24 protein-coding genes and 1 pseudogene are annotated in these 26,058 nt (G+C 58.1%); 12 read left to right on the top strand and 13 right to left on the bottom strand.

Going from position 1 to position 26,058, the window contains the following annotated elements; translation table 11 throughout:
- Positions 1-41: 41 nt before the first annotated feature.
- The 3 genes from AKN84_RS32510 to AKN84_RS46285 form a co-directional block, all read right to left on the bottom strand.
- A complete protein-coding gene (locus tag AKN84_RS32510) occupies positions 42-881 on the bottom strand; it encodes a class I SAM-dependent methyltransferase (protein WP_128971338.1) in 840 nt (279 codons plus the stop codon).
- An 84-nt stretch (positions 882-965) separates the two neighbouring features.
- Complete coding sequence (locus AKN84_RS32515; RefSeq protein ID WP_050424558.1) at positions 966-1,490, bottom strand: GNAT family N-acetyltransferase; 525 nt, start codon at positions 1,488-1,490, stop codon at positions 966-968.
- A 33-nt stretch (positions 1,491-1,523) separates the two neighbouring features.
- On the bottom strand, positions 1,524-2,207 hold the full coding sequence (locus AKN84_RS46285; protein ID WP_157863364.1) for an aminotransferase class I/II-fold pyridoxal phosphate-dependent enzyme: 684 nt from the start codon (positions 2,205-2,207) through the stop codon (positions 1,524-1,526).
- Between the two features lie 155 nt (positions 2,208-2,362).
- On the opposite strand from AKN84_RS46285, the gene AKN84_RS32525 reads away from it, so the two are divergent.
- Positions 2,363-2,602, top strand: coding sequence for a hypothetical protein (locus AKN84_RS32525; protein WP_128971340.1), 240 nt, complete (start codon positions 2,363-2,365; stop codon positions 2,600-2,602).
- Positions 2,603-2,718: 116 nt separating this feature from the next.
- Here AKN84_RS32525 and AKN84_RS32530 read toward each other — a convergent pair whose 3' ends face one another.
- The 7 genes from AKN84_RS32530 to AKN84_RS32560 all read right to left on the bottom strand — a co-directional run bounded on the left by AKN84_RS32530 (position 2,719) and on the right by AKN84_RS32560 (position 9,457).
- A complete protein-coding gene (locus AKN84_RS32530) occupies positions 2,719-3,345 on the bottom strand; it encodes a CDP-alcohol phosphatidyltransferase family protein (protein WP_050424561.1) in 627 nt (208 codons plus the stop codon).
- Entirely contained in the window at positions 3,342-3,620 is a 279-nt protein-coding gene (locus tag AKN84_RS32535; protein WP_050424562.1) for a hypothetical protein, read from the bottom strand. Before AKN84_RS32535 ends, AKN84_RS32530 begins: the two co-directional genes overlap by 4 nt.
- A gap of 24 nt (positions 3,621-3,644) precedes the next feature.
- Entirely contained in the window at positions 3,645-4,853 is a 1,209-nt protein-coding gene (locus AKN84_RS32540; protein WP_050424563.1) for a pyridoxal phosphate-dependent aminotransferase, read from the bottom strand.
- Positions 4,847-5,224, bottom strand: coding sequence for a hypothetical protein (locus AKN84_RS32545; protein ID WP_050424564.1), 378 nt, complete (start codon positions 5,222-5,224; stop codon positions 4,847-4,849). The genes AKN84_RS32540 and AKN84_RS32545 overlap by 7 nt, the downstream gene beginning before the upstream one ends.
- Positions 5,225-6,115: 891 nt before the next feature.
- On the bottom strand, positions 6,116-6,976 hold the full coding sequence (locus AKN84_RS32550; protein WP_157863365.1) for a DMT family transporter: 861 nt from the start codon (positions 6,974-6,976) through the stop codon (positions 6,116-6,118).
- A 454-nt stretch (positions 6,977-7,430) separates the two neighbouring features.
- A complete protein-coding gene (locus AKN84_RS32555) occupies positions 7,431-8,207 on the bottom strand; it encodes a phosphocholine cytidylyltransferase family protein (protein ID WP_050424566.1) in 777 nt (258 codons plus the stop codon).
- Positions 8,208-8,548: 341 nt separating this feature from the next.
- A complete protein-coding gene (locus tag AKN84_RS32560) occupies positions 8,549-9,457 on the bottom strand; it encodes an isocitrate lyase/phosphoenolpyruvate mutase family protein (RefSeq protein WP_050424567.1) in 909 nt (302 codons plus the stop codon).
- Between the two features lie 604 nt (positions 9,458-10,061).
- Here AKN84_RS32560 and AKN84_RS47510 point away from each other — a divergent pair.
- The 7 genes and pseudogenes from AKN84_RS47510 to AKN84_RS32580 all read left to right on the top strand — a co-directional run bounded on the left by AKN84_RS47510 (position 10,062) and on the right by AKN84_RS32580 (position 17,584).
- Positions 10,062-10,235 carry a hypothetical protein gene (locus AKN84_RS47510; protein ID WP_157863366.1) on the top strand — a complete coding sequence of 58 codons (174 nt, stop codon included), beginning with the start codon at positions 10,062-10,064 and terminating at the stop codon, positions 10,233-10,235.
- Positions 10,236-10,338: 103 nt separating this feature from the next.
- Positions 10,339-10,530: a transcriptional regulator domain-containing protein gene (locus AKN84_RS50805; RefSeq protein WP_430649948.1), complete on the top strand. Its 192-nt coding sequence runs from the start codon at positions 10,339-10,341 to the stop codon at positions 10,528-10,530.
- A 172-nt stretch (positions 10,531-10,702) separates the two neighbouring features.
- Positions 10,703-11,121 (top strand): annotated as a pseudogene (locus tag AKN84_RS32565) (DUF2285 domain-containing protein).
- 309 nt (positions 11,122-11,430) lie between these two features.
- Complete coding sequence (locus AKN84_RS32570) at positions 11,431-13,251, top strand: alpha,alpha-trehalose-phosphate synthase (UDP-forming) (RefSeq protein WP_050424568.1); 1,821 nt, start codon at positions 11,431-11,433, stop codon at positions 13,249-13,251.
- 626 nt (positions 13,252-13,877) lie between these two features.
- Positions 13,878-15,818 (top strand): prolyl oligopeptidase family serine peptidase, encoded by a 1,941-nt coding sequence (locus AKN84_RS32575; protein WP_283805555.1) that lies wholly within the window; start codon positions 13,878-13,880, stop codon positions 15,816-15,818.
- Positions 15,788-16,018 (top strand): prolyl oligopeptidase family serine peptidase, encoded by a 231-nt coding sequence (locus AKN84_RS51010; RefSeq protein WP_244485969.1) that lies wholly within the window; start codon positions 15,788-15,790, stop codon positions 16,016-16,018. Before AKN84_RS32575 ends, AKN84_RS51010 begins: the two co-directional genes overlap by 31 nt.
- A gap of 594 nt (positions 16,019-16,612) precedes the next feature.
- A complete protein-coding gene (locus AKN84_RS32580; protein ID WP_050424569.1) occupies positions 16,613-17,584 on the top strand; it encodes a LysR substrate-binding domain-containing protein in 972 nt (323 codons plus the stop codon).
- Positions 17,585-17,598: 14 nt separating this feature from the next.
- Here the strand turns inward: AKN84_RS32580 and AKN84_RS46290 are convergent, their stop codons facing one another.
- The 3 genes from AKN84_RS46290 to AKN84_RS32590 all read right to left on the bottom strand — a co-directional run bounded on the left by AKN84_RS46290 (position 17,599) and on the right by AKN84_RS32590 (position 21,757).
- Positions 17,599-17,964, bottom strand: coding sequence for a DUF3088 domain-containing protein (locus AKN84_RS46290; RefSeq protein ID WP_128971344.1), 366 nt, complete (start codon positions 17,962-17,964; stop codon positions 17,599-17,601).
- A 16-nt stretch (positions 17,965-17,980) separates the two neighbouring features.
- Positions 17,981-19,159, bottom strand: a complete 1,179-nt coding sequence (locus tag AKN84_RS32585) for an MFS transporter (RefSeq protein ID WP_050424570.1) — start codon at positions 19,157-19,159, stop codon at positions 17,981-17,983.
- Between the two features lie 357 nt (positions 19,160-19,516).
- Positions 19,517-21,757 carry a tetratricopeptide repeat protein gene (locus AKN84_RS32590; protein ID WP_050424571.1) on the bottom strand — a complete coding sequence of 747 codons (2,241 nt, stop codon included), beginning with the start codon at positions 21,755-21,757 and terminating at the stop codon, positions 19,517-19,519.
- A 956-nt stretch (positions 21,758-22,713) separates the two neighbouring features.
- On the opposite strand from AKN84_RS32590, the gene AKN84_RS32595 reads away from it, so the two are divergent.
- From AKN84_RS32595 to AKN84_RS50810, 4 genes are all read left to right on the top strand, one after another.
- Positions 22,714-24,336 carry an acyltransferase family protein gene (locus tag AKN84_RS32595; RefSeq protein WP_050424572.1) on the top strand — a complete coding sequence of 541 codons (1,623 nt, stop codon included), beginning with the start codon at positions 22,714-22,716 and terminating at the stop codon, positions 24,334-24,336.
- A gap of 220 nt (positions 24,337-24,556) precedes the next feature.
- Complete coding sequence (locus AKN84_RS32600) at positions 24,557-24,763, top strand: cold-shock protein (RefSeq protein ID WP_050424578.1); 207 nt, start codon at positions 24,557-24,559, stop codon at positions 24,761-24,763.
- A gap of 574 nt (positions 24,764-25,337) precedes the next feature.
- Positions 25,338-25,751, top strand: coding sequence for a hypothetical protein (locus AKN84_RS32605; RefSeq protein ID WP_050424573.1), 414 nt, complete (start codon positions 25,338-25,340; stop codon positions 25,749-25,751).
- Between the two features lie 116 nt (positions 25,752-25,867).
- Positions 25,868-25,990, top strand: coding sequence for an SEC-C metal-binding domain-containing protein (locus AKN84_RS50810; RefSeq protein ID WP_128971345.1), 123 nt, complete (start codon positions 25,868-25,870; stop codon positions 25,988-25,990).
- Positions 25,991-26,058: the final 68 nt, after the last annotated feature.

Here is a 26,058-nt window from a genome sequence, read left to right on the forward strand (position 1 = left end):
TTGCTAACATCCAGCGGCCGACTCCAAGGCGCGTGCCGGGATCAATGTGGCAGGCGCCTGGCTAACGAGACCTCGGTGACATATGGGATATCCAGCCGCCCCTCCGTGTTGGCGAAGAGGTCGAGAATATCGCACAGTGCCTTCATCACCACGTCTTCACCGCAATTCGCAAGGGCTCTCCTTGTGTGGCTGGTAGAGAGGCTTAAAGACTCGAAGTCTGATTTCGAGAGAGTCCTATTCCACTTCCAGGACGCTTGGCGAACACCCTGGAAGTTGCTGTGTCGCGCAAGATCTGATGCAAATGCCTCCTCCGAAAAGCCGCCAAACCGATCAGGAAACGTGCCCCTGCGGTAGTTTGGTACAAATCTCTCGTGAAACGCTTCATAAGCATCGAGGAATTGACTGTCCCACCAGCGCCGCTTGTTCTGCACTATTGCAATGATGCCGTCCGAAGAGAGTACTCTCGCGACTTCGTCATAGAACGTGGGGAGGTCAAACCAATGTGCTGCTGATGCGGCGGTCACCAGAACAGCCGCGTTATCGCTGACTGGAAGAGCTTCTGAACACCCGGCTACAAATGCAATGTTCGGATGCAATGCAGATGCGCGCACCGCCTGAGACCGCATATCATCGTTAGGTTCGATCCCCAAGATGCGATCGGATCGCTGAAGATCAGCAGCGATCCGGCGGGTAAATATGCCAGTACCGCAACCGACATCAACCACGACTCTGGGTTCCCGTGACGGCGGAAGTGCTTTCAAAATCCAGTTCGCGGCAGCAGTTGGATAGTCCGGTCTCGTGGCTTGATAGTGGGCGGCCGCGCCCGTATAGATCGTCCAACTTACAGACGCATCGCGGCTTCCGGTCGAAACTTGCGTCATCTCTCGAGCCTCGCCGTAGCTATCGACCTAAATCAACCAAAGAACACAGGAAAGCGGAACTATCGCGCAATAATCCGTGTGCCTTTACGAGTTGCAGTGAAACTCGTCGCCACTTCGCCGGAGGCCAAGTTTCCTGATGTAAAGAGCGTGCAGACCCGTTCCGGGAATCTCGAACACATCTCCAACGGATTCGAAGCCGTGATTCTGATAGAACCGGGCGGCAGAAAGTCGGCCATGGCACCAGACGAGGGCACCGTTTCTTTTCTCGACTTCTGCGAGTCCTTGTCCGAGCACCCGCCCACCGACACCGCGGCTCTGCATTTCGGGGGAAGTGGCCATGCCGCGTAGCCGCCAGCTTTCACCCTGTCCGATGAAGGCGTTGTCCGATGACTCGACCAGGAACGAGGCGACCGAAACGAGTTGGCTGGCGTGGAAGGCTCCCATGTGAAAGAAATCGGATGCTGGGCAAAACGAAATGCGCCAGTTCTTTTCTCCGGGCCGGAGTACACGTCGCCTCAGCTCTTCGCCCTCTTCCAACGAGATGAGGCGAACCTCTACGTCCAGAGTGGGTATGGTCCGCAAGAAGTCGGCGTTTGATTGCAATATCATTCTGCCTCCTTTTCCGGGTGGTCACCGGTTCAACTAGGGAAGAGCACGTCGTATTCTCGAAATAGCTTCCCTGAGGACCGAGCGAGAATCGGGGTTCCCGATGCCTATTCTTATTGCTTCTGGGGGCGTCCAGCCGTCACGGGCATAGGAGGCGCTGGCTGTGACCTGAACACCGTTTCTAAGAATTGCTGCGGCGACGCCGTTGCTTGAGACGCCGTTCAACTGTATCCAGACGTGAAGGCAGCCTGGATTGCTGGCGAGCGGTTTCCCACTGAGGCCGTTCACGACCAGATCATGACGCGCTGCGAGTTCGATTTTGAGGGCAGCAATGATTTTCTGGTCCTCACCACTCGAAATCAGTTCGGCCATGAGAGCTGCGCTCACCGGGGTCGCCATCCAATACGTTGCCCGAACGCCGGGCCAGAAGGCTCGCGCGGCGTCAGCTCCATTTGGCGCGACGACGAATGCCAGCTTAAGGCCCGCTGAAAAGCTCTTTGCCGTGCCGAGTAAATACCAGGAAAGCTCTGGTGCGAAAGATGAGATGGGGGGAAGCGATGACGCCGCCAGCAAGCTGTAGATATCATCTTCAATAAGCTGAACCTGGTGCCGGCGTGCGATCGCAGCGATTTCCTTTCTCCGGCCGACAGGATCGTAACTGTCGTCGGGTTCTGAAATGTCGACAGCAGATAAAGCGCGGCAGGCCTGTCTCGCCGACAAGTCTGCTCGAATGCATCGGGATCCAGTCCTTCCCCGTCTATCGCCACGTCAACGACTGGGATGCCATAGCGGGCTGCGAAAGAGCGAACTGGTGGATAGCTCATCTGTTCGACAGCAAGCGGTCGCGGGTCACCGACTATGCTTGGAAGAAGCATGTGAACCGCGGCCTGAGTGCTGTGGGTAATGATTATTCGATCTGGATCTGGGCTATGGCCAAGGCGCCGGGCCACGAAAGCCGCACCTGCCTGTCTGTCCTTTTCGGTGCCCATCCAGCGATGGGTCGCCATCAGGTTGCTCGGCGGAGTCTCGGCGAAAACGCGGTTCAGAGCCTCAGTGACTATCGGATCGAAGACATCGCGAACTGGAGGCGGATGATTCAGCGCGAGCCGAATTGATCCGTCAGGCGCGATCGCCCTATCCGCGATTTTCCCTGAGCCGAAGTGTGAGACCGCTCTCGCATCCATGATTAACTCCTCCGTGGCAACTACTGATGACCATCTTCTCGCTATTCTTACCGCAATGCGGCTGGCTTTGAGAGCAGGGCGAGGGCGATTGAGGCGGCGATGGCGAAAGCTGTGGCGACTGGCACCGCTCTTCCCCGGATTGGTGGAACCTTGATCGCGGTGGTCACGTGAAGAACTGCCATTACGCCGAATGCCACCGCGAGTATGTCGGGAAATATCGTGCCTGGAACCAACGGTCGTATGAGGATCAATATCGCAACTAGCGGCGTGTCATAGGAAACCGGGATTCCCTCGAACCGGACGTCAGCAGTAAGACCAATATTCTCGAAATGGCTGAGCCGGATCGCGCCTGCCAACACAAGAAGATAGCTCGCGACCAGCGATAGCACCGAGTTATGACCGAGGAGAATGATGACCACGGCGGGGAAAACAACACCATGAAGAAAGTCGGCGAAGCCATCAAAGCTCTTTCCAAACTCTGCGACGCCCGGACGACGGAGGTGGTTCGTCTTGCGCGCCACATGTCCGTCCCAATGATCAAGAAACCAAGTCCAGAGCATCGCTGCAACGCCGAGTTCGATGTGACCATTAAGAGCCAGGAACAACCCGGCGACCGCGAACGAATAGGCGGCAGCCGTGATCGCATTTGCATAATCGCGCAGATACCCGATCATTGCGGGGGGCCAGGTGAGAGCGAGGTCGTCCCGGAAACGACGCGGCCCATCGCCAGTGTGAAAATACCCTTCGCAAGCTGCAGATCATCGATGTTGATTCTTGACCGAGTTTTATTGCTGTCATCCGCCTCGCGAACTTCGAATCGGGAGCTCTGAAAGAGCGCGCCGTGCAGGTTCAGGATTCCGTTCGCCTTCATCCGGGCGCCGTGCTGGAGAAGACGGAGGCTTAAGTCACTCTCCCTGGCAAGCATCGCGGCCCGCGTGCTATAAGCCATTCTCAAAATCCCCCTCTATCGAGTTCAGGCTACTGCTCGCCTGGTTTTCAAGCTGTTCAGGGTCTCGACGACGCGTCTCAGTCCCGTCGCCATCAAGTCTGGCGGAGTGCCGAAAGAGAGACGAAGGCCATTCGCGTCGCCAAAGATGCTGCCGGCGACGCATCCCACATCGACTTCCTCTAGGAGCAATCGCGCGATATCGTCGGCGGATCGTACAGGGCTTCCAGCCGGCAGAGCGGAGACGAACTTGGTCAGATCGAGATAGAAGAAGAATGAGCCTTTTGCGCCGGGGGTGGTCACGTTGTCCAAACCAGACAGGATCAGAAGTCCTGTGTTGCGAGCCTGGGACAGGCGCTGATGCATTTCCCGTTCAAAGCTTCCGTCACCGACTTGAAGGTGGTGCAGGATCGCGTGCTGCGCGATCACGTTAGCATTCGAGGTCGTATGGCTCTGTAGCTTCTTGGCGGCGGAAATAATCTCCGGAGGAGCCGCGAAATACCCCAGACGCCAACCGGTGATCGCGAGCGCCTTGGAGAACGCGTTAACCAGGATCGTCCTGGAACGTGCGCCCGGATGCGCCGTTACAATCGATTCGTGGCGCGCCGCGGCGAATACAAAACTCGAGTAGCATTCATCGGAAACGATCCAGAGTTGATACTCGATTGCTAGATCGCCGATCCCTTGGAGGATCGTTCGATCGTAGACTGCGCCGGTAGGATTGTTCGGCGAGTTGATTATAATCGCTTTTGTATGCTGTGTGATAGCTGCCCGAATTGCGACGATATCGGGAATGTATGCCGGCGGGCGCGCATCAATGAACACGGGCGTCGCGCCGGCGAGAAGAACCTGCGACGGAAACGTCGGCCAGCAGGGGCGAATGATAAGGACCTCATCACCCGGATTGAGTACGGCCAAGGCAGCATCGAGGAGTCCTTGCTTTGCGCCAGCAGTGATAACGATGTCATCTGTGTTCCAGAGGCCCCCCGTTTCCGCCGACAGTTTTTCGGCGATGGCTGCGCGAAGCGCGGGCAGGCCAACTGAATCGGTATAGCGGTTCGTCCCGGCATTGATGGCGGCAATGGCTCCTTCGCGTACCGATAATGGAGGAGCGATGACGACTTCGCCGGCTGCCAGATCAATAATCCGCCGGTCTTTGGCGGCAGCGACCTTGACTGCCTCACGGGCGGCCGCAGTGCCCGAAGCTGACAGAAAAGAAATCCGCTGTGCTAACATGTGCGTTCCTCGTGCGCTGACTGTCGAGTGTGTGATGCGATCATCATGGCTGATTGCAGCGCGATCTGCTTCGGCCCGTCAATCTGGGCCAACTTGTCGTAGGCGATTAGGCAGGAGAGTCCATCGAGATCGGTTTCCCCTTCCTGAAACGCGAGGAATGTTATTATCGGTTGAATGCGGTCGTCTTCGAGACCGTAGGAGAGCTGGACCTTTGTTGCCCGTAGCCGGACGGAGAATTCATCCATACCTGCGAGATGCTGACGTTCGCGAACAGACGGGTCAATCCTGGGGAACTGGATATCGTTCGGCGCGAGGCTGGCGAGGCTAAGCTCACGGAGTTTGCGTGCGAGGCGGCACGTTTGTTCAGGCATTCGTCGCCGTCGAGGATCGTAGGCAGTGCGGTCGAAATCGCGTTCAGCCTGACCGCTCCACGAATGCCCCCCATGGAGAGTCGTTGGCATCGTGGTTGCCAATAGTGCAGGCTCTCGACGAGCCGGATCTCTTATGACTTGTGATGCATGCGCGCCTGAAGATCGCGCCGAAGAGGCATCATGCGCCTCGATGGCGAATGAGAGAGCGCGATTGGAGCATGTCGAAGCGCGCAGCTTTTCCGCAGGCGACGAGTAAGCGCTTCGATCGGCGCTGATCTTGTATGCCAAAGTCCTGCTGATGACGTCTGAGCCGCAATCCATCGTCAATACTTCGCAGCATCCGTCATCCGAATCAACGGCCAGCGCTGGTAGTTGACTGCGCGCGAACGCTCGTATGTCGATCGAGGATGTGATATGCGACAGCAGCCGCTAGATAGAATGGCAAGGTGTTCGATTTGCTGTAAGCAGACTGCAGCGAGATTAGCGTATTTGCCGCATCAATATACCTCTTGTTGGTCGTGACTCTATCAGACGTGCTTCGCCATCGTCGCTTTGTGCCCTTCGCTTATCGGTGGCGGTGAAAGACCGTCTGGCGTCCTGAGCCGCGAAGGCGCTTCGATCAAGAAACAATCCGGACATCGACCGCTGACCAAGCACGTGGGAGCCAACGTCTTAATTGTACGTCCAAAATATCGTTTCAGGTGCCGCTGAGACGAGAGATCTGAACTCGAGGTTGACGTGGCACGGTTCGTGGATGCTAATCTGCAATCTTGCTCAGGAGGGGACCTTCGATATCGTTTGCCGTTCAGCGATTGATAGTAGCTAACAGGCTACCGTCGTTTGAGTTGTCTTGAGCGAGCCCATTGCTGGCGTCAATTCCGCTCTGGGTGCTCAGCTTCCAACGTGCTTATCGGTCAGACAAATCGACGAACCAAGCAGGATAAGCGCAACACCAAACCACATGAGCGTCGTAGGACGCTCGGCAAAGCACACCCAACCAACTGTCAAACTTGCGGGCAGACGAATGAAGTCGAATGGAGCGCCGCCCACTAGGCGTGCCAGAGTGTAACCTCTTGTTAGCGCTACCTGCGCCAGCATCCCCAACATCCCGATGAGGAACAGCAGAGGCCAGACGTCCAGGGTTGGCCAAACCCAACTGGGGATGGCCAATGGCAGGCTGATCGCAGAGCTCCACAACATAAAGCTCAACGCTATCCGCTCAGGTGAATCGGCGCCGGAAACGCGCCTTAGCATCATCACGCTCAAGCTGCCCAGCGCCGCGCCTACCAGGCCCACAACAATCCAGATGATGCTCGTATTGATGCCGCTCGGTTGGACTATGGCAAGCATGCCCAGGACGCCAAAGATCAGCCCGGTGATTGGCGTGAGGCGTTGCCGTTCCTTCAAAACGAAGGCGGATAACAGAAATGACCAGATAGGGCCGGTATAGAAGATTGCGGAAACGATCGCCAATGGAAGCTGTGATACGCAAAGAACGAAAGTCACAAAGCTTGAATATCCGCAAAACGATCTGAGAAAGTGCTCTTTGGTCATGAGGAGCCGAAGATCGAGTGTTTCGCTTCTCGGCAGAACAACTATGAAAAAGGGGATGGATAGCAAGCTGCGCAGAGCGGACACTTCCAAAGGGGGGATTACGCACGTGACGATCCTAATGATCGAAGCCATTACAACCATCAACAGGCTAGAAGTAACAATGTAGGCGATTCCTTTAAGTTCAGTATTGCGGATCATTTGCAGAACATGTTGGCTGGAAGAGCGGGGCGCAGCTCGTGCGAAGCCCGGCCGATGATAAAGTCTGCAATATATGGGCAATTGACATCGTATAGACTGCCCAAGGGTTGCGCGCTCAGACCGGATCTCCATGCAAAATGGAAACCAGATGCAGCAGGTGTCGGCGAGGCACAGGTTCTGCCGATCTCCCTCGCTGGGACACGGCTCGCGGTGCGTTCGCGCCTTGCCGCGCTAAGGGGGTTGGGCGGAATGCGAGCAAGCAATGCCAGATTGGCGAAGCAAGGCGAGTGGCAGAGACCGCAAGAGCCAGAAGTTCCTGTTGGAGCCGCCAACACGATCGGAGCCACAGGTGTGTGCGGTGTGCATGATCGAATATATTGAACGCATAGAGTGTCATGAGTCACAGCGAGTAGGAAGCAGCGGATGTTGACCGGCTCACAGATCCTCTGTGAGGTCAGGCTGAAGGCGCTCGATCTATGAAAATGCCTTCAGCGATACGCAGATCTTCGGTGCTGTCGATTTCGTACCACTTAAGATCGTCACATCGCGCAGCTGCGAGTTGTAGACCACGCCTTTCCACGAGATAGGCAAGAACCTCCTCCGTGTAGGCCCGGGTAGCTCCAGACCCGACAATATCGTTAAGCGCTGGAACGATCGTTTCTCTCAGGGTCGGCGCCGAGAACCGAAGCAAGTTCATGGTCTTGAAAAGTTGCGGGCCGTCCGCGATGAGGTCCGCCGCGGTCTGCCCGGTGCGGAAACCTGAGATGAAGCCGCTGTCTGACAACAGAACTGCCGACCCTTGCATCAACTCGCCGAAGGGAGCCACTGCGGCAACGTCGGTCGCTTCTCCGATCAGAAGGTAGCGCAATGCATTCTCCTCGAAGAAGACGTCCCCCTCGAGAAGGAAGCAGTCTCCGCGAAGAAGCTCGTCACGCGCAAGCCACAGGGAATAGGCGCTGCCAGTGCGGTCGAAGACGGGCGACTCCACATATCTAATTTCGAGCTCGCCAAAGCGGTTGCCGCAGACATATTGGATGGCGTCCTTCCGATAGCCGACGACGATGGTTACCTCTTCTACGCCGACGGATTCCAGATTGCGCAGGGCGTTGTGTAGGATCGAGGTGCCGTTTACCTCGACGAGCGGCTTTGGTCGCAGATCGGTTAGTGGTCGCAAGCGGGAGCCGACGCCGGCGGCAAGAATGACGGCCTTTTCAGGAGCGGTGCTCACCATTCAATTCTCCTTTATCGTTGCGGGCGCCGCGTCAATACGAGTTTGGCACGTCGATGAGAGAGCTATGCGGTGCGCCAGGCGCCTGGGCCCAACTCCCCGTGTGTTGATTGTGTTTGCTGTGGTGGCGCGCGTGTAGTAAATCGCCATGTCATTCAGGGAGGTCGTTCATCTTATAGGAGGCCCGTTTGTTTGGCGGAACGATCCTTGAGACCGTGAGGCTATTGAAAGAACGGGGCGCCTTAATGCACGGCGGAGCGTCGGGACGAGCGGTCCGCCCTGCGACGTGACTTCAGTTGAAAGGCGCCTTGAGCAGCTTGCGCTCGATCGGAAGGTTGGCGGATTCACGACAGCGGTCCTTCAAAATCGATGCTGCTTTGATCATGACAATCCGGGCGTCGTCGCTCGGGCAGATATCGCGCTTCCGCACGAGCAAGTTCGTCGTAATTTAGCAGCGCGAATAACTCGTCGAGCGCCGCAATCGTGGGCTCAATGCTGGCGGTATTCTCCTCAGACTTGATGCGACTGCACACCCGCTGCATTGCAGCCATCGCAGCCCGCATGGACTGATTGGCCCAGATCACTGTGGCAATGTGAGCCTTGCGATATGCCGAGACCGGGGTTCGATAGTACTTCGTTGGCACGATCACGACCGGTAGCCTGTTTTGCCAGGCACGCGTGAACGCGAAGATCTCGTCGGCGGCGCTTCTTCGCGAGTGAATGAGGATCGCGTCAGATCCCGCGTCCGCGTACGCGTGGGCGCGGGAGATTGCTTCGTCGATTTCATGTCCGGCGATTAACGATTCGATACGGGCCACAAGGATCAGATCGTCCGCGACTGTATCCTTCACGGCGCGCAGGCGGCCGGAGAACTCCTCGATGTCGGCGAGGGGGTGCCGATCGCCAACGAACGAGTTCGTCTTCGGAAAGCAGCTGTCTTCCAGCGCGACGCCGGCCGCACCAGACTGGCGGAGTTTTCGGGCCAGCAGACGAGCGTTATTGAAGTTCCCGAAGCCACCGTCCCCGTCGACGAGGACCGGCAGCTGGCTCGAGTCCACGATCCGTCCGACGACGTCGACAAGTTGGCTCCACGATGCCTCATTGGCGTCGCGATAACCCAGAGAGGAGGCAATCGACAGGCCCGATGCCCAAAGGCCCTCGAAACCTGCGCGCGCGGCGATCGCGGCGGAGATACCATCATGCGCTTCCATCAGGAACGAGAGTTCGCTGCTGCAGCAAACCTGGGAGCGCATTCGTTCGGCAGGTGAGGAATTGCCAACATGGATACGGCGGTTGGCGGGATCAGAAGGCGATTGGACTTGCATGCCGAATTCCTGTGCGCTTGACCGGCCGACGTTCATCAACGGAAGGTGACATGTGGCTGTCATCTGGAGCAATGACGAGCACTGGTAGTTGACTGGACCCCGAGTTTGTGCGGCAGAATGCAAGCGCCTCAGCTGTAATCGCCGCCTGGGATGCGCTCGATGGACTCGCTCGTGAACTCAGGCGGAAGCTGGCCAACGAACAGGTCACTCTGGATGTTTTGAGCCGGGAGCTACAATCATATTACGAACGCGCCACCGGTGCGTTTGCCGCGGCAAGCGAACGTGCGAAGCCATGCAAGCCGCTGAACAGCGGCTGGACAGCATCGACGGAACCCGCCTCCGTGGCTGAGGCTGCTCAACCGGATCACCGTATGTCGTGCGCTCCCCATGGCGGGGACGACTTTATAGAACGCTTGCTCAATTTGCTGCCGCAAAGGAGCGGGGCGCACCTTTCGCGCGCCGCGGACGGTCGGATTGAGGCTGGCTGATCGAGGGTACCGCGGCCCGTCATTGTCCGGGATATCGCTTCGTTATGAGCGTCGTCTCCTTACCACGTGTCCTCCCTGATCGGGTGACCGTGCCAACTCGCCAGGAAGCGGCGAAGCTATCAGATTGGCTCAGTGGCATGCCAGGAAAACGAAAGGCGGCAGCATCGGATGCGGATGAAATGCTTTCCATCGAAAAAGTTGATCATTTTATCGGGTAAGTGCATGAAGTGTTGAGCAGCCGCATACGTGCAACCACAAATGGCCACAACCATCCCGTTTCCTCGCGTGTGCGTTGAGAACACGTGCGGGGAAAATGGTGAGATGTCAGGTGCTGACTGGAGATCAGAGAGCGCATATCAGGATGTCAGGAAAGCAGAAGCCGCGGACATGGCCTGGGAATGGCTGCGCCGCGATCGGGAGTATCAAAAGGACTTCAGCGCATTGATCAAACGCGGACGATCCGGATCTGCAGATCACTTCCGACGAAAGTGGGGACTGACGTTTCGCAGCTGATCCGAGAAAGCCGTTCGACGAACAGGCTGTTTTCTGGGCGCCTGAGGCGCTGTCGACCGTGCTGACTATCCGCACGTCGGTCCGCCCGGCTGCGTCCGATCGATACAGGCTTGATTTCACTGAACTGGCTGGCAGCGAGGTTCGGCAAGCCGCCGATGGCTGGTATGCCATTGTGCCGCTCGGAGGAGCGAAACACCGGCTCTGGCTGAATGAACTTCCGCGGCGCGGATCGCTGATTGGCATCGACTTGCCGCTCGACCGCAGCTTCGAGCTTCGTTTGCTGGCTGCATATCGATTTTGGCTGGCGCTCGAACAGCGCCCTGTTGGACCGCCACCTCTTGCCCAATCGATCGGCACCCGCAACCGGCACATCTTCGCCCTGCGTGCACTCGACGGGTGGCTCGAAGGCAACAGCTACCGCAACATCGCCGAAGGCTGTTCGGCAAGACCCGCATACCCGATCGAGGCTGGAAAACACACGACCTGCGCAGCCGGACCATTCGCCTTGTCCGGATGGGGCTGCGCCTGATGCGAGGCGGTTATCGTGACTTGCTCCGTTACAAACGCAAGGACAGGGACGACACTTCATGACTTCGCTGCGTGGCCCGCTCGTGGCCCGCTCCATGTGGCGGGCTCCCGACTTGCTATGCAGGATGCCGCGGTGTCCTCCCTGCGAAGACAACGATCCGGGATCACCGTCGGATCTTGTGCGGGCCAGCAAACAGCCTCATCCAATGCGCACGCGCGGCCCTGGACGTGAATACGTCCCCGCTGCGGCGATTGGCTCGCGACTGGTCAGCTTCCCGAAAGCTGGACCTGCCGCCCTGGCGTCGTGGGGATATCTCTCGGGGCTGATCTGCGACTGAATCAAACGCAAACATCGTCAAACGGAGTTTCGAGATGGTTCGAATTCATGATGCGCTCGACACGGACGCGTTGGCTCACGGCAGTACATCAGGCGCTGCCCAGCAAGATGAAACCATAAACCAGCACGCTTTTGACCAGCAGCTGGACGAGATACCGCAGGACGCGGATCAACCAGGCGGTGCAGGTTCTGCCCATTCTATTGCTTCGGACGAGGTGGCAGATGTGGTCAACCAGCAACCTGATCCGAAGCTTGTCGTCATTTCGAACCGCATTGCACCCTTCGACCCCAATAAACCCCAGACCGGTGGCCTCGCCGCGGCCCTCGAGCCGGTGGTAGAACGTTGCGGTGCGGTTTGGGTGGGGTCTTCGGAGGAATGCGGCGACGGGACCGAGCGGCCCCTGCGACTGGAGCCCACCGGCACAGGCTATGTCTCCCGGCTCGATCTGCCGGCCGCTGACCATCCTGGCGACTATCGGGAATTTTCGAATTCGACGCTGTGGCCGGCATTGCACTCCCTGCCGGACCGGATGTCGGTCTCGGAAGACGATTATGACAGCTATCAGAGAACCAACGGCTTTATTGCGCGTGCCGTCTTCGACGCACGGGATCGGGACGCATTCTGGGTGCATGACTATCATTTGCTCCCGCTCGGAGCCCAACTGAATGAGCTCGGCATCGAGCGGCCGACCGGCTTTTTCCTTCACACGCCGTGGCCCGCGCCCGACATGATAGCGCGGGTAGCCAACCATCGCGAGCTGATTAAATCGATGCTGGAATACGATCTGCTGGGCTTTCAGACGAATCGGGACTTGAACAATTTCGTGGCCTGCCTGCAAACCCATTTTGGATTGGAGAGCAGGGATGGTGTCGTGACCACGGCGCGAGGTCGGACGCGACTTCAAAAATTTCCGATAGGGATCGATCCGAGGCAGTTAGCAGACTATCTCGCTGCAGATCTCTCTCCTGCAGAGCAAGAGAAAGTCTCGTCAATATTGCAAAGCTTCGAGGGATCCAAGCTTGCGATCGGCGTCGACCGGCTTGATTACACCAAGGGTATCGACAAGCGGGTCGAAGCGTTCAATCAGCTTCTAAGGACGGGACCCCACAGCATCTCGCTGTTGCAGATCGCACCGTCCTCACGCGCCGATGTCGAGCAGTATCAGAAGTATAAAGAAGACGTGGAGAGCGCGATCAACCGGGTCAATGCCGAGCATGGCACAGACAGGTGGAGGCCAGTCCACTACAACAACGATTCGTTCAGCCAGGCGGCACTCGCGCGGCTTTACCGCGCCGCCCATGTTGGCGTCGTGACCCCGTTGCGCGACGGCATGAATCTCGTGGCGAAAGAATATGTTGCGGCACAAGACCCAAAGGATCCCGGCGTGCTGGTGCTATCCAAGTTTGCGGGCGCAGCTGAAGACTTCAACGAGAACGAAGCACTTCTGGTGGATCCGAACCACCCTGAAGAGATCGCAGCCGCTATCTCGAAGGCGACGCACATGCCGCTTGAAGAGCGTGTCGCCCGCTGGCGCTCGATGATGGACAAGATTGAATCCTATACCATCCACGACTGGGCGGCGGACTACGTTAGCGAACTGGACAAAAGCCGTGTCACTGTTCCGGCTGGTCAGTTCCACCATCTCGGTCTTGGCTGGACCAACGAAGCTCAAATGCCACTGTACCAGAATCATGCCACGGCTTTGACTGCTTTCAACGAGGTCGCCCCCGGGGACGCCGCCTTGAAGGAGGCGGCTTATGCAGACGTTAAGTCAAGCTTTGAGGCGTTGGCGGCTCTACTGATGCATACGCAGGACAGACTCTGGATCCTGCCGGAACCGGTCAGCTTGACCTAGTTCTGGTCGCCTAACAGTCCGGTGCCGAGGAGGGACCCACGGGGCGAACAGCACATGGCGGATTGCGCTGCTGGTGCAGGCGAGAGGCACAATACAGGACTGGCGGCTGGCGCGGTGCCTTTGGGCCGCGCTGGCCCGCATGATGAACGGAACGCCTCAGCGGATCCTTGCAGTCACGAAACGGAGATCGCCATGCGCACTGCCCTCAGCTTGATCGCGATCTGGCTGTTGATCAACGTACTGCTCTATGTCGTGCTGACGCGCGTCGACAAGTCTGCCCGATGAAATAGCTCGGAAGATTATACCTCGCATTTGGAGGTAAGCGTTCCGACGGCGGGCGGCGAGCGGTCCTCTGTTCCGGTACTTGGCCGCAAAAGATCAGACGGTGCTGTCTGACACTCGGTCCTGCCGACATCGCCCTGTCTGCTTGGCAACCAATGTCGACAAGCGGACATCGTGGTGCACCCTAAGCGGCGGAAACTTGCGGCGCTTTGGTCGGCATGCGGCTTGCAGTGGACGGTCCGCGAGATAGCGCGAGCCGAGCCATGTCATGCGTTGCGTACTTTCTGCAGCTTCTGCTTGACGCCAGGCCCGTGTGGCCGCACGACCTCAGCCGGAGCAAGTCCATGAACACGTCAGTCCTCTCCGCAGCGCTGCTTTCGATTGCCTGCTTCACCTCCGCTGCGCTTTCACAGGAGCGTTCACTTTCAGAGGAGCGAAAGGCTGCGGCGGCCACTGAGGATCCATTCCTCTGGCTCGAGGAGATCGAAGGACAGGGCGCATTGGCATGGGCCCGCGCCGAGAATGAGAAGACACTCGGCGTGCTCCAATCAGATCCTCGCTATCACCGTTTCTACGAACAGGCGCTCTCAATCTTGCAGGCCAAGGATCGAATTCCATACGTCTCCCTGGGACGTCGCGGGTTGGAGAATTTTTGGAAAGATGAGGATCATGTGCGCGGCATCTGGCGGCGCACCACGCTTGAAAGCTATCGTCGCCAGGACCCACGGTGGGAAACCATCCTCGACGTGGACGCCTTGGCGGTTGCCGAGAACAAGAACTGGATCTTTCAAGGCGCCAGCTGCCTTCCGCCTGAAGAGCGCCTCTGCCTGATCAGCCTTTCCGACGGCGGCAAGGATGCCGCATCCATGCGCGAGTTCGACCGCGAGGCAAAGAGCTTCGTTGTGAACGGCTTTTATCTTCCAGAGGGCAAACAAAGAGTCAGCTGGGTCGATCGTGACACGCTCCTTGTTGCAGGCGACTGGGGCGAGGGCTCTTTGACGCAGGCCGGCTACCCCTTTGTGGTCAAGGAGCTCAAACGCGGTCAGCCGCTCAGCGAGGCGCGCGAGGTCTTTCGCGGCGAGCCGAACGATGTTCGGGCGGTGCCCCTGGTGCTTCGAGACAATGAAGGTCATGTTTATGCGACCGGGGTCATCCGAGCGATCGGGTTTTTCGAGCATGAGTACGTGCTCTTCCGCCCCGATGGGCTCGTCAAACTCAATCTGCCGAAGAAAGCGGAGATCGTAGGCCTCGTGAGTCATCGCCTGCTTGTGAAGCTTGACGAGGAGTGGACGCCATCAGGTGATCTCAACTTCACTGCCGGCTCGCTGATTTCGTATGACTTGACCGAATGGAAACAGGATCCGCTGCGCGCCAAAGCCTCGCTTGTCTTCGAGCCTGGGCCTCGTCAGGCCATGAGCGGGCTAAGCTTCACAAAGAATCTCTTGATCCTGACGATCCTGGATAACGTTCAAAGCAAAGCATTCGTGTACAAGTACAATCAGGGAGCTTGGTCGGCGACACCGATCTCACTGCCGGAACATACCAATGTCGGCGTGACAGCCGCTTCCGACGAGGCGGACCAGGCCATGTTCGCCGTCTCAAGCTATCTCAGGCCAACGTCGCTCTGGTATTTTGATGCCGAAACTCAAAAACTCGAGGAATTGAAGACGACACCGACTGCCTTCGATGCCGCCGAGCATGTCGTAGAGCAGTTCGAAGCGATTTCGCGTGATGGCACGGCAATTCCGTATTCTCTGGTGCGGCCGAAAAACGCGAGATTTGACGGCGCCATTCCGACCCTTCTTTATGGCTATGGCGGGTTCCAGGCTTCGCTTCTGCCCTCATATCTGGGCCCTGTGGGGCGGCTCTGGCTCGAACAGGGCAATGCCTATGTCGTTGCAAATCTGCGCGGGGGCGGCGAGTTTGGCCCGCAATGGCATCAAGCAGCCCAGCGGGCGGCGAAGCAGACGACGTGGGATGATTTCATCGCCGTTGCCGAGGACCTGATCCGCCGCAAGATCACAAGTCCGCGCCGGCTCGGCGTCATTGGCGGCAGCCAGGGCGGGCTACTCGTTGGCACCGCAATCACCCAACGTCCCGAGCTCTTCAACGCGGCGATCATTCAGGTGCCGCTGTTCGATATGCTTCGGTACACCAAATTGGGCGCCGGCGCCTCCTGGATCGGCGAATACGGCGATCCCGATTTCCCGAGCAGCGCGCGTGGATCGAAGGCTACTCGCCCTATCAGAAACTGGTGCCGGGCAAGCCATACCCCGCGCCTTTAATTCTGACCTCCACCAAGGACGATCGTGTGCATCCCGCGCACGGCCGCAAGGCTGCAGCAAGGCTCGCCGCCTTGGGCCAGCCTTACTTCTATTACGAGAACATCGATGGGGGGCACAGCGCGGCGGCCAACCTCATTGAAACGGCGCGTCGACTAGCCCTTGAATACACCTATGCATCGAGGCGGCTTTGTTCTGAATAAAATCGCTGCACGGGCTGATGAACCGGGCTCCACCATTCATGATCTCGACGTCACCACGTCCGTCAGCTGAATCATCGAGGCGAGATGCCAGGCGATGAACAGAACCAGGCAATCGACGGACAAGATGCCACAGATTTCAAGGGGAACTGGACGAATTCCCACAACGCTGGAGGTGCTCGAACGCAAGCCCGCAATTTCCAGTTCGTCATGCAATATGGCTGGCCAGGCGCCTGCCCATGAAGGGTCGGCGTTTTGCTGAGCCAAATTGACCCATGAGTTGGCGTTCTAAATCTCAAGCCCGGTTTTGGCTTTGCTTGAGAGATCGCGCAGCGATGAACCCTGCACCGACTATGGAATCTAACTGTGCCTCAGGGGCACCGGATCTGAAGGGGTATGTGCCCAGATCGACGGCTGGTTGAGCGGCTGGGCAGGGAGCCAGGTCGTTTTGAGTTCGCCGTGACAGGGCCAATACCTAGGAGGTCTCGTTTGTGGCCATTTCCGGCGGTGAACGACGGCGGTCGTCGATGCCTGAGAAAATCGGCCCGCAGTGCAGGGCTCCACAACAGCTGTGCCAGTGGGAGGCAGGAAAGAAAAATGCGCAAGCTACCGATCCTGAAAAGCCTCCATCTGTTTGAGGCTGTCAGCGAGTTTCCAAGCTTCTCACGGGCAGCCGAGCGACTGAATATGACGACCGGCGCGGTAAGCTACCAGATGCGCCTGCTTGAGAATTGGTTCGGCAGGAAACTATTCGTGCGCCATAGTTCGGGCGTGCGGCTGACATCCGACGGCGAACAGCTCAAGCGCAGCTGCGCGAGCGCGTTCACCATGCTCGAGAAGGGATGCTACGAGCTACGAAGGCGCCATGCAGCGCCCTCCGTCGTGGTCGGGTGCTCGACCACGTTTCTGTCGCACGGCCTGTTGCCCCGTATCGGTCGATTCCGCAAACTCTATCCGGACATTGACCTTGTCTTTGAAACCGAAGCCGATCTTGGCGCGCTCGCTGTTGGTGCGTTGGACGTATTGTTTGTCGCCGGTCCGCTGAAGCGGCCGCTTCCCGTCCGCGAGGTGCATGCTTCAAATGAGATGATTGGCCCGGTCTGTGCGCCAGCTGTGCTCGAGGCCATCAAAAGCCCGGAAGATATTCTGTCGCTCTCTCTGTTGCACGAGGCCGACAGGCTGGACGCCTGGAGCGAATGGGCCAGCGCAGCTGCAATATGCTTGCAAGGATCGCGCAAGGTCGTGTTTGACACATTTTCCTTGGCTTTGGAGGCGGCAAAAAGTGGGCTGGGAGCCGCCATATCCTCGCAGATTCTGGTCAGAAGCAACCTTGAGAAAGGAGAGCTGGTGGCTCCATTCGGCTTCGTGCCGGTCAATCGCTCAATCTACATGTTTGTCAACGGGCAAGCCCGCAATACTGCGCCTGTCAAACAGTTTGAGAGCTGGGCGCTGTCAGAACTACTGGGGCGGGATCATCAGCCATTGGCTTTTGAAGCTCCAACCCGGCAGATCAAGCAAGCCGCTCAATCGAAGCTTCCCGATCGGCCCCTGCTGGCGTCAAGTCGTTGATGACCATCATGGAGCTACCAGCTGCGGACTGTTCGACGGTAAGACGCAGGAAATCCGTGGCGCGCAGCCAGAAGATCAAGGATTGCAAACACATCGTCGACATAGGCGAGCCCATTCGCGTACTTCGCATGCTCTGGTAAAGGGCCTTCCTTTTCCAAAATCAGAACCGGCGCGGACTGGTGATCCTGCCCAAGCCTCTCGATGAGCGCGGCTCGTGGCCTCGCCCAGGAAATCCGACGAACGTCGAGCCTCGCAGCGTGGCTTGGAAACGCCGATAGCAACCCGTCCAACAGCAAGCATTGCCAGCAATAGAATTGCCGTCCCGGCAAGGCCGGATCCGAAAAAGGGCGTTCTAAAAGGAGCAGCTGATCCCATGGCATGGTGTGGACCCCTGATCTAGCGATCGGCAGGACGTGATGTTTGAGAATCCCTTGATCTGACCACCGCGAAGGTCGCAACGGCGAAGGCAACAAATGCGCTCGCCGCACATAGGAGAACGATCGTTCCGAGACCAAGCCGATCACCTAGAAGCGATAAGGCAATGCCATTTCCCGCAACGCCGCTATAGGTGCAACATTGAAATAGCCCGGAGAGGCGACCGGCACGGTCCGGAGCCACTGAAGACACCATGTGCGCGTGAGCGGCAGCCGCAAATATCTGGCCGAAGCCAAGCATCGCGCTGCTGGACGCGATCACCAAAGCCAGGCCGGCATCGAGTGACATCATTGCAAGGCATGCCGCAAGCAGCATCGCGGCTCCGGCAATCGTTGGCAAAGCGCCTAGCAGGTCGTAGATCGGCTTGACGGCCAGCGCGCCCAGCAACGCCAATACGCCATTAGCCATGACGATCGTCAGTAGTACGCTTTTGTCGAGAACCCCGTCAGCTGTGGCATGTATCGCAGGATAGACGTTGATGATGCCGGCGCCGAGATTGAGCAGAAAAACAGCCAAGAATGCGGGATAGAGGGGTGCCAAGTCCAGGATGGTTCCGGAAGGCCGCGCCTCAAGCACGGCTGGCGTCCTTCTGAACTGCTGTTTGATGCCAAGGAGCACAATCAAGGACAGCATGATCGCCGATATATTGAAGGCCAAAACGCCAGGCAAGTGCAATTGATCGGACAGCATGGCACCTGCAAACATTCCCAAGAGATAGGTCAGCCAGTCGATATTGGCGATATTGCGCAGCACCGAGATCATGCCGTCTTCCGATGTAATACGACGAAAGAAAGCAACCTCCGCAGACAAATAGACCGGCTGGACCAAGCTCAGAACGGCCATTGCGGCGTAGCTCAGAAACGAATCGGCTCCGTCGCTGCCGAAGATGGCGAGCAGCGCGCAGATGCGAACGGCATTGACGATCATCATGGCTGAGATCGGATCGCCCCTGTCGACCAACGGCGACAGGAAGAGGCTGCCAAGCATGATCGGCGCAAAAGTGACCGCGATGCCGAGACCCGCGGCGCTCATGCCGGATTGCAAAAGGCCGATCAGGATGCCGATACGGAACGCCCAGCCGCCGATCTGGATGATCAAATGCGAGAGATAGATGAACTGCCGTGTGCTCGATCCGCTCATTGTTGACTTAGCTCATCGAGGATATCGGATCGCTTGACGCGAAGGGACAGGTAGTGGCACTGGCTTCGGGATGCGACATCGGTGCGATGAGCCCGCAAGCCAACGATGAACGACTCTGGCAATAGACGGCTTGGCAAAGGGCATGTTATTACCTATCTACCTCCCTGTACCTCCTGTGGCGTTCGGTCACTCGCGATAAGACCAGCCAAGGCGCGTCGCTTGCCGGTCAGTCTGTGTTGCAGTGGCTGCCGCGAGAGCATTCGCTAGACCGAGCCGAAGCTCTGAGATGCAGCCATCATTTCCTGAGCGATCCTGTCTCACGCTGCTCGAATGGCAAGAGTGCCATCAGCCGCAAGTTCACACAGGCTTCGCGGAAGATGCAGAAGCTCGGTCCCGCCGCGAGGCAAGGTCAGCCTGCAGGCTTTTCTCGATGTGCTCACGGGTGAGGAGGTAGTCTGGATCTCCCCCGATCTCGACAGCGACCGTCGCATGGTTCAATGAAATATCCGGCCGGCCCTCGTTGAAGTACTCGATGGCGAGATTGTTGTGGGTGAGCGCATGCCGAGGGTTGAGTTCAAGGGCTCGAACATAGTGTGCGATGCTCTCATGCGCCTTGCCAAGCTCGGAATAGGCGAGGCCGAGATTGCTCTGTAGGTCGGGGTTTTTGGGACTGATCTCGGCCGCCGCCAGATAGGACTCCAGAGCAGCTTTAGGCCTGTCCTGCCGCATCAAGATGTTGCCCTTCTCGAAATGAGCTCGCCATTCGTTTGGCTTGATGACAAGTGTCCTGTCGAGATCGGCCAGCGCGCCAACGGCATCCTCCATTCTGCTGCGAAGTGCGGCCCTGTTCAGGTGAGCCTCATAATAGGGTGGGCAAAGTTCAATGGCGCGCGCATAGGCCTCCAGAGCCTCGGCTTCCCTTCCAGCCACTTTCGAAAGCAGGTTCCCCAGGTCGTTGTGATACTCTCCATAGTAGGGATCATACGCAATGGCCTCACGCAACTGCTTCTCGGCCCGAGGAAGTTCGTCGATGAGTTCGTAGACCTGGCTGGTATTGTAGATCAAAATCGATTGGTGAAGTTTGAAGCGCTCGTCGCCATACGCCTTGAGCATCTTGCCAAGGCCTTCGGCGCAAAGCGCGAGGGCTTCGTCGTACTTCTGCTGTTTGGCCTTGATGTAAGCATAGGCGTTCTCTGCAAACACCTTGATGTAATCATACTTGTCGTGCCCCCTGAAATCCCGCTCGATGGTCTCCAGGTTCCTTAACGCGTACTCTTCGGCCAGCGTGAGATTGACCGGCTGCTGGTAGCGTCCATACGTCATTGATTGGGCATACAGGACCGTTGGCGTGTATCGGCTCTTTGGGAACGTTTTGTAGAATTCGTCCAAATAGGGAACCGACACCCGCCCGCAGCCGAGTGAGTACAGCACAAAAGCCGCGTTGATGAAGGCGGCATTCACGCTGGCATCCCCTGAGCCGTAGGTGCGAAGCGCAGGGTCGGCGAAAATTTCCCCGAAGTAGCCGAACCAGAGATCGTACAGGCCAATGCTCTGGAGGATCTGACTTGGTTCTGCAAGCAGCTCTAGACGCTTGTACTTGTCCCGTACCGATAGCGCATGAAGCATCACGAGAGGCGCCTTGCCTGCCAGATAGCGCTCCAGGCACGCGTCGTGCAGCTGCTCGTGCAGATGATCTGCGGTCGCCGGCTCGAAGGTTGCATAGTTTCGCTGCGCGATCAGATCGGGCGTGGTGCAATCGGATTCAATGTAAGATTTGAGAAGGCTATGCCGTTCCCCGGTGTTGAGGCTGGCCAGATAGAGATCCACGGTCGCGGTCGGGTCGAGATAGCCGACGACTGGTAATCCTGCCGCTGCGCATTTGCTCAAAGCCTCTGCAATCAACGGGTTGCCGCCACTTGCCTCATAGATCTGCCGGTGCTTCTCCGCGGGAAGATCCGGATCAAAGGTTGGCCCCAGCTCTTGCGAGCTATATCTGCCGAAATGAACCTCGCTGGCGTCGGGGAAATAGAGGCGTTGTTCATAATCGATCAGAACGAACCGAAACAGCCGCGCATCGTCGTCCAGCCTGACGAGCAGCTTAATCAGGTTCTTGGCCGAACCGGACAGGGCCGCCGCCCGATCGATGACGATGATGTGACGCTCGTTGAGCTGTCGGGCGCAGTTGATCAGGAATTCGGCTAGTCCGACCAGGAGCTTGTTTTGATATTCATGATGATAGAACCTGGTACGCTCCTCCTTGCTCGAGGTATTCGTGAGATCCTTCGGCACGGTAAAGGCGTCGCTGTTTAGGAGGGGGAATAGCCGCTTCAAGGATTGTTGTGCCGCCTCAAGCAGCTTGGGCCTGTTTTCTTTGGCCCACCTTAGTTCGGTGTCAATGAGCGCTTGTAGGCCGGCAAGATAGCCGCCGGTCCGCCAGTCGCCGTCAGTGATAGAGAAATTTGAATTGGAGCTTGTGAGTGCCGATTTGATCGTCGGCAGCGGCGCCATGCCCGCTTCCGCCTTCAAAATCGTGATCGCACTGAGCTCGACGGATGCTGATATGGCTGAAACCACGCGCTGTTGGATCAGATCAACCATTTTACTCTCCCGAACTGTCGCAAAAGAGGGTGGCCGAAACGACCACCCTCCGATGCCGCGATGCTCTCATCAGGTAGATGCATCCAAGGCACCTTCCGCACCAACCTAGAGCGTACCCGTGTACGGAGTGGTGGTGCGGATCGTGGTCTTGATCTCAGCGATCTTCTTTTTCATCACGTGTTCCTTTCCTTCTCTCGCACGCCAGACCCAAGCGAAAGCGCGGCCAGCCGTGCCGGACAAGAATAGTAAAGTTCTGCACCAATCCGCAGCGAGATTCCTTGGCAGTCGCTGTCAAAAAGATTGAACGCGCGGCTCGGATTGACTGCCTATTCCGTTTGCGATGCGTTCAGTTAGCAATCTCAATCCGGGCTGCCTTGGGCCGGCTGGTGGCCGGATGAGCCTCGTCGCAAGGAGTGTCACGAGGATAGGCACCTTGTGCAGCTCCGCTGCTGCACGTGAATCTCCTGGTGTGGCTGGCGGATGATAGCCTCGCGGTCCCCACACAGGACGTGAACTGGTGCATGTATCCGTTGTGAGACTGCCAGAAACGCTCAGCATGTTGCTTTGACCTGGGCTCTCATCGGGTACCTGGCGCCCCAAGCTCCCTTCGCAGATGGAGCAGCTGGTGCCAACCCAAGAGGGAAGGCTTCCGGTGAGACAATGGCGCGGCTCAAGTATGACAGTCTGGGGACATAGCTTGGTCAGAACCGGTCGGAATATGGATCTAAAATTTGAGCCGCCCTACCAGAAGTCAGAGTTTCAGCGCTGGCCTGCCTACCAATAAGGTGCGAGAGCGCTCCGATAACCGATTTGAGCTTGAGGAACTTGACTGATCGCATGGCACGCTCGCGTGATGCGATCAGTCGTCTCTGCCTTGAGCACGTGTCCAGCTGCGTACCTTTGGTGCCATCGATCGCCCAGGATTTGTACCCATTCGCAAATGACGAGCGACATCGATGGCTAAGCAGATACCCGCACTGACCGGTATCCGGTTTGTCGCGGCGGCAGCGGTCGCATTGTCTCACGGCGGCAACGTGTTCTTGCAGGGACCGAGCCTCGGACTCGATATCAGCGTCGGGACACTCGGCCTGCTCGGAATGACGGTCTTCTTCACGCTGAGTGGCTTTGTCATTCAATATAACTATGGCAGCTCGATTGTGAGCAGCCCGCGGAAAGCGATCCCGGACTTTCTCGTGGCGCGCATAGCGCGAATCTATCCTCTGTTTGTTGTTCTCTTTCTCGTCGAATTGCTGACTGGACCGTTTGTCTGGCCGTGGCTTCTCGGAACTGAGGCGCCGGCCGAAGGATTCTCAGCGCATCTTGTCCCGTTTCAACTCGGGCTGGTTCAAACCTGGTTTTTCGCAAATATCGCCGGTGTAGCTCCCGTCTGGCAGTACGAGGAGGTCGGCATCGTCTCCTGGTCGGTGAGCACCGAGTGGTTTTTCTATCTCGTTTTTCCGCTCGTTTGCCCTCTGCTTGCGCGGATCAGAACTGTGCCCGCCGCGGTTGTTTGCGCCGTCGGAGCCGTCGCAATCGAGCTTGGCATCGACCTTGCGGTGCTCATGCTGCAGGGCCGCATCAACCTGTTTGCGCTTCATGCCTATGGCACCGAGGCGGCTCTGCCGAACTGGAAGAACACGCTGATCCTCTGGATCATCTACTTTTCGCCGTTTTGCAGGGTGTGGGAGTTCGTTCTCGGCTGTTGCCTGGCACGGCTCCATGAAGTGTGGTCGGCGCGAGATTTCAGGCCGTCTCGTGCTCTGCTCGACATCGCGGCACTTGTTGGCGTCGGCGCGATTAGCTGGGTGTTCTGGTTTACCGCCCACAAGCCACCATTTGGGGCTTCCATGAGCCTGTTCGATATTACACGCAACAATATCGCTCTGGCGGCGCCGGTTGCGCTCATCCTTGTCGCGGCGGCTCAGCCCGCCAGCACTGCAGGACGGCTGTTGTCAGCAAGGTGGCTTGTCTTTCTGGGCGAGGCCAGCTTTGCCCTTTATCTTATACACATCATCATCTTCCGGCGTTTTCCGGTGGTGCGTTGGGAAACGTCGATCCAACTCCTTGGACATCTCGGTGCGTTCGCTCTCGCTTTCGCCTTGGCGACTTGCGCCGCGATCCTGTTGCATTTCGGCTTCGAGGTGCCGGCCCGCAGGCGAATTCGCGGTGCCTATCAGGCGGCCTCGGCGGAACAGCGCAGGCTCCTGGTGCGATTGGCAACTGTCGGCTTTGCCGCACTTGTTGGTGCGGCGGCCGCGTATGCACTGCGGGGTGCGGCCGGGAATGTCATCACGCAATCGGGTATTTCGGTTGTTTCTGGCACGTATGGCGGCAATTGCCGCTGGATGTCAGCGCGCGGCAACACCACGGATGCGCTTGCAGAAGCGTGTAATGGTAAGAGCGAGTGTACGTTTCGTACAGATATGACACGGATTGCTGATCCTGCTCCGGGTTGCCCAAAGGAGTTTGCCGTCGCCTGGTTCTGCAAGGGAGACCGCAGCATTCGCGCAAGCTCGGCTCCGGATGCAACGTCGTCGGCTCTGCAACTATCCTGTAACAAGGTGGCGCGCGATGATTGAGCCGCGGGCTGAACGCCCATCCGGATCTCGCCCCTGAAACGAAGATCTGCGACGTCAGGGTCTTGCTGCCGGCCGTCGCACAAAAGAGTCAGCACTTTGGTCATCGGGCAAAAAGTTGAGGGCGTGGCTGCCGCGGCGGACGAGCGTCGTTTTGCCGCCCATCTTGATGGCTGCGAGACTCTTCGCTAGATCACGAAGGTTCACTGATGGAGATGCCGCCGTGGCAATGGGTATTGTGAAGTGGTTCAATTCCAGCAAAGGTTATGGCTTCATTCGGCCGGAGGATGGAAGTGCCGATGTCTTCGTGCACATCAGTGCCGTGGAAAAGGCCGGTTACACCACCCTCGAAGAGGGGGCTCGGGTCAGTTACGAGCTCAAGGCTGGACGCTCGGGCAAGACGTCAGCCGAGGATCTTCGGGTTGGCTGATTGACGTGCACCTCCGGGCTGCCTCCTGCAACCTATGATCTCGCACCTGTCCGGCGATGCCTTGTATCTGGTGCGCCGGGCGGTCCTTTACGACCGTCGCTTCCGACTGAGGCTTTGCCGCAAGCCCCATGGCACTCTTCAATCAAGGCATCGCTCGCCGATGGCACGGCAAGTTCCGCATTTTGCCCTTGATGCAGTGCGGACCTGACACGATAACCCCGGAGCCATGAAGGGTCCGATCCGTACGCTCTTGCCAAGCGGGCAGGAGGTGTACGCCGCCCATGTCCCACAGCAACTTGCTGCACGCGTCGCTCACGGCTCAAAGCTTGTGCTGTCGCTTCTGAAGGAACTTACCGAGGCGAGTTCGTCCATTATGGACGATACGAGGCTGCGGCGCTGACATCCGTTCCCGCGCGAGGACCGTTCGCGCATGAGCCGGCGAACGATTTTAGGACGCGGCGCGCCGGGTTAGCCAAAATAGTTGAGGTTAACGGCGCCATGTTGTTGACGATGCAGCCTAAGCCTTGATCCATTGCGGGGAGCTGCAGCACACAGCCCATCGGAGACACGGCAAGTGTCCTTCCAGCTGACCGTCCTGAAAGTGCTGGCCGGTCAATCCACCGGGCGGGCTTCCGTTGCCGAAGTCCGACGGGCCGTGGAGATCCTGATGAACAGCGGCCGCGACTGGACCGATCGCATGAAGCGGTTGGCCGAACAGGCGCCGGATCTGAATATCTTTTCGGCGAAGTTTGTCATTCGCGATGCGCTCGGATGGGAAATCACGCAAGAGGGGCGGAAATTCCTCTCTGCGCTCGAAAAAGCGGTCGCCGATCAAAGAGAGCGGCCCCAATCAACCATCGATCCCTCGTCCAACGAACTCCATGCGCATGCGGTGGATGCCGCTAAGACACATACTGCTCCCTGCGATCGTCGTCGCAGGTCGCGGCGGCGCCGCAGGAAGGCCCGGTCTGATCGGCGTACAGCATGAAGTGGCTTGACGCCAAGTATCACCCGTTCCCTACCCAAGATGGGTGCGGCATTTGACCCGTAGTGCTGAGGAGATGCGACAAACAAGTTTGAGGCGGCGTAACATGCGGGTACGTGATGGGCGAGCGGAAGCGAAGGCGAGAAGCGGTTTTAAACGGCCCCTGTCCGTGCGGTTCGCAGAAGACCGCCCGCCATTGCTGCTTTCAAGTGCAAGCGCCACGTCTTCTCCTCGCGCCATGAGCCAACGCCGCAAAGCCCTTGAATTCCTGGCCCCACCGGACGCACCCAGGGAAGGCGGCGCCGTTCGT

Origin of the sequence: Bradyrhizobium tropiciagri (assembly GCF_001189845.1) — a bacterium.
GTDB classification, from domain to species: domain Bacteria; phylum Pseudomonadota; class Alphaproteobacteria; order Rhizobiales; family Xanthobacteraceae; genus Bradyrhizobium; species Bradyrhizobium tropiciagri.